Annotated in this window: 4 protein-coding genes; 1 reads left to right on the plus strand and 3 read right to left on the minus strand. The window is 58.6% G+C overall.

Annotation, left to right across the window (positions count from 1 at the left end; translation table 11 throughout):
• On the minus strand, window positions 1-1,073 hold a 1,073-nt coding region (locus tag H1Y01_RS16695), incomplete at its 3' end, for a glycoside hydrolase family 3 protein (RefSeq protein ID WP_367399801.1).
• The gene (locus H1Y01_RS16700; RefSeq protein WP_180541640.1) at window positions 1,070-1,843 is read right to left on the minus strand and encodes an SDR family NAD(P)-dependent oxidoreductase; all 774 of its coding nucleotides are present in this window, start codon (window positions 1,841-1,843) and stop codon (window positions 1,070-1,072) included. The genes H1Y01_RS16695 and H1Y01_RS16700, both read right to left, overlap by 4 nt.
• A gap of 42 nt (window positions 1,844-1,885) precedes the next feature.
• Between H1Y01_RS16700 and H1Y01_RS16705 the strand changes: the two genes are divergently transcribed.
• Window positions 1,886-3,124 carry a hypothetical protein gene (locus H1Y01_RS16705; protein WP_219341634.1) on the plus strand — a complete coding sequence of 413 codons (1,239 nt, stop codon included), beginning with the start codon at window positions 1,886-1,888 and terminating at the stop codon, window positions 3,122-3,124.
• Here H1Y01_RS16705 and H1Y01_RS16710 read toward each other — a convergent pair.
• Window positions 3,093-3,454, minus strand: a 362-nt coding sequence (locus H1Y01_RS16710; RefSeq protein ID WP_219341635.1) for a hypothetical protein, incomplete at its 5' end; no start/stop codon positions are given. The genes H1Y01_RS16705 and H1Y01_RS16710 overlap by 32 nt on opposite strands.

A 3,454-nucleotide genomic window follows, 5' to 3' on the forward strand; every position in this document is an offset into this window, starting at 1 on the left:
GCGAGTTGTTGGTGCGCGGGGCTGTCGAGTTCGCTCAAAGGAATCTGCGCATACTTCACCATGGAGGGTGGATCGAACATGCCGAGCTGGAACCGTGCCAGCATCAGGCGCTGCACCGATTGATCGATCAGCGATTCAGGAATCAAGCCTTGCTTCACCGCGCCGACTAAGTGCTCATACTCCACGCCGCAATTAAGGTCCGTTCCGGACTTCAGAGCAAGCGCAACTCCTGCTTCCGCCGTATCCGCGACCTTGTGATGAAGGTAGATATCGCCGATCGCGCCACAATCCGAGACGATATAGCCCTTGAACTTCCATTGATCACGCAGGATGTCGGTTTCGAGCCGCTTATCCGCGCACGCAGCCTGTCCATCGATGCGGTTGTAGGCGCACATGACGGAGTCGACGTGGGCCTCCTGCACGGCCATTTCAAACTGCGGCAAGTAAGTGGCGAACAGGTCCTGATCATCGATCACCGCATCGAAAACGTGCCGTTCCGATTCAGGTCCGCTATGCACCGCGTAATGCTTTGCCGTGGCGATTGTCTTGAAGTATTTCGGATCGTTCCCCTGCAGTCCTTTGATGAACTGCGCGGCAAGGGTACCGGTCAGGAACGGGTCTTCGCCGTAGGTCTCCATGCCGCGGCCCCAGCGCGGATCGCGGAAGATGTTGATGTTCGGCGTCCAGAAGGTAAGTCCCTCGTAGATATCGTGCTTGTCCCGCCGGATGAAGTCATTGTTCTTGGCGCGGGCTTCGTCCGATATCGCGGTAGATATGCGGAACAGCAGATCCGAATCCCACGTCGCGGCGAGACCGATAGTCTCCGGAAATACAGTGGCCTTTCCCGCGCGAGCTACTCCATGCAGACACTCGTTCCACCAGTTATACGCCGGGATTCCCAACCGCGGAATGGCGACCGAATCGTTCATCATCTGCGAAACCTTCTCTTCGAGGGTCATCCGCTTGACTAAGTCAGCGGCGCGCCGATCAAAGGGCACGCCAGGGTCCTTATAGACTTCTGGTGATTGGGCGAAAGCGATTTGCGCGGTTATAAACAAAAGTAGAGTTCTCATGAGTTCACGCCTGAGGCCAGAAATCCTCCGTCGACCGCGATAGCGGTTCCGGTCATGAAACTAGCGGCGTCCGAAGCAAGCAGAACAGCCGCGCCAACCAGCTCTTCGGGACGCCCGAAGCGATGCATCGGAGTGCGCGTAAGCAGTTCCCTGCCGCGTTCGGTGCCTTCGATGATCGAACGATTCAGTTCCGTCGGGAACACGCCGGGAGCGATCGCATTCACCAGGATGCCGTCGCGCGCCCATTCGCACCCGAGATTGCGAGTGAGTGAAAGCAGCGCGCTCTTCGCGGCAGAGTAGGCCGCGACTTCGTGAAAGGCGACATAGGAGCTCAGCGAGGCGATGTTGACGATGCGCCCTCGTCCGCTGGCCTTCAGAGCGCCGTGGAAAGACTGCGCCGACCGAACCGCGCCCGTAACGCCTGTGTCGAAAACGTCGTCCCAGCGCTGCTCGGGAACATCGAGCGTCGCTTGACGAAACGTGATCCCGGCGGCGTACACCAGAATGTCGACGCGCCCGAAGTGTTCGAGAACGCGATCGCGCAGCGCATCGATCGACTCACGGCTGCTCACGTCGCACGTCTGGCGCAATGTTCGTCGCCCCATAGCTTCGATCGCGCGCGACACTTCATGTACATTCGCTTCGCGGCGTCCAGACGGAACAACATCGGCTCCGTGTTCGGCCAGTCCCACGGAAAGGGCGCGGCCGATACCGGACGTCCCGCCAAGAACCACGGCAACGCGCGACGAAAGGTCGAATAGTGAAGGCATGGACCGTAAAACGGCGATGGGTCAATGCTACAACAGTGTCGAATGCAAGACCTTATTGAGGACGTTCTCGCGGCCGTGCCCTTCATCGATATGCATACCCACCTGTTTGCGCCGGAGTTCGGTGCGCTTGGGTTATGGGGCATCGATGAGCTTCTGACCTATCACTATCTGGAGGCCGAACTCTTCCGGTTCTCCGCGATTCATCCGCATACGTATCAGGCGATGACGAAGAGCGAGCAGGCGGATCTAATCTGGCAAGTTCTGTTTCGCGAGAATACGCCGGTTTCGGAAGCGACGCGCGGCGTGATCGCTGTACTGCAAGCTCTGGGATTACAGTCGGACACACCGGACTTATCCGAGATTCGGGAGTACTTCAGGGCGCAGGAACTCGAACCGCATATCACGCGCGTATTCGAGTTAGCGGGCATCGATAAAGTCGTCATGACTAATGACCCGCTAAACGACACCGAAGCTGCCTTGTGGCGCGAAGGCCCGAAGAGGGACCCGCGGTTCGAAGCGGCGCTGCGCCTGGATCGCATTCTGAACGACTGGCCGGATCACTTCGAGAACCTTTCGAAGCAAGGATTTCGCGTCCAGCGGGAATGCGGCGGATGGACCGCGTTCGAGGTGCGGCGCTTCCTCGATGGCTGGTGCGAACGAATGAATCCGCTCTACATGGCGGTTTCGCTGCCCGACGATTTCGAATATCCCGGCTCCGAGCCGCGCAACAAACTGTTAACCGAAGCCGTGCTGCCGGCGTGCCATGAACACGGTATTCCGCTGGCGCTGATGATGGGGGTGCGACGGCAGGTGAACCCGATGATCCAGCTCGCGGGAGATGGATCCGGCCGCAGCGATTTGCGGGCGCTCGAACATCTGTGCCGCGAGTTTCCGAATAACCGCTTCCTGGTAAGTGTCCTAAGTCGCGAGAATCAGCACGAGTTATGCGTCTACGCGCGCAAGTTCAGTAACCTGATGCCGTTCGGCTGCTGGTGGTTCCTGAATAACCCGTCGATTGTGGAAGAAGTAACGCGCGAGCGCATTGAGATGCTCGGGATGAGCTTCATTCCGCAGCACTCGGACGCGCGCATTCTGGAACAGGTGATTTATAAGTGGCGCAACACACGCCGGACGCTCGCGCCATTGCTAACCGGCAGTTATCGACTACTCGCCGAAGACGGAGGACACGTGAAGCGCGCAACCATCGAGAAAGACGTACGCCGCCTGTTCCGCGGAAATCTCGAAAGCTTTACGAGGCCGCGCGTTTCAGCGCCATCTTAAAGTTGTTGTCGCCCATCGTGACGTCGAGGTCGATCGAATCGCCTGCAATCTTGCCCTTATGCACGATCTTCGTATCGTTGAATTCGGTGCTGAACGTGATGTTCTCGCCGTCGACTGAGCCGTCGACAATCGGCGAGTCGCCCATCGGTGTCGTGACCGTGCCGGTGAGCTTACCGGCATCCACTTTGAAATTGAAGGTGACGGTCATGTCCTGACCGTCCTGGCCGGGCACAGAGCCGGTCCACTTGCCGGTCGCGTCCGCAGCCAGGGCAATCGCGGCGAACAAGAGAGTCATTAGAGCGAGTTTGAGTTTCATTTTCCTCCGCCTCA

Source organism: Nevskia soli, from assembly GCF_903970205.1.
Taxonomy (GTDB): domain Bacteria; phylum Acidobacteriota; class Terriglobia; order Bryobacterales; family Bryobacteraceae; genus Bog-113.

Bases quoted from the DNA above. Each gene is read 5' to 3' on its own strand.
- H1Y01_RS16700 (WP_180541640.1), bottom strand. From the start codon at position 1,843: ATGCCTTCACTATTCGACCTTTCGTCGCGCGTTGCCGTGGTTCTTGGC.
- H1Y01_RS16705 (WP_219341634.1), top strand. From the start codon at position 1,886: ATGCAAGACCTTATTGAGGACGTTCTCGCGGCCGTGCCCTTCATCGAT.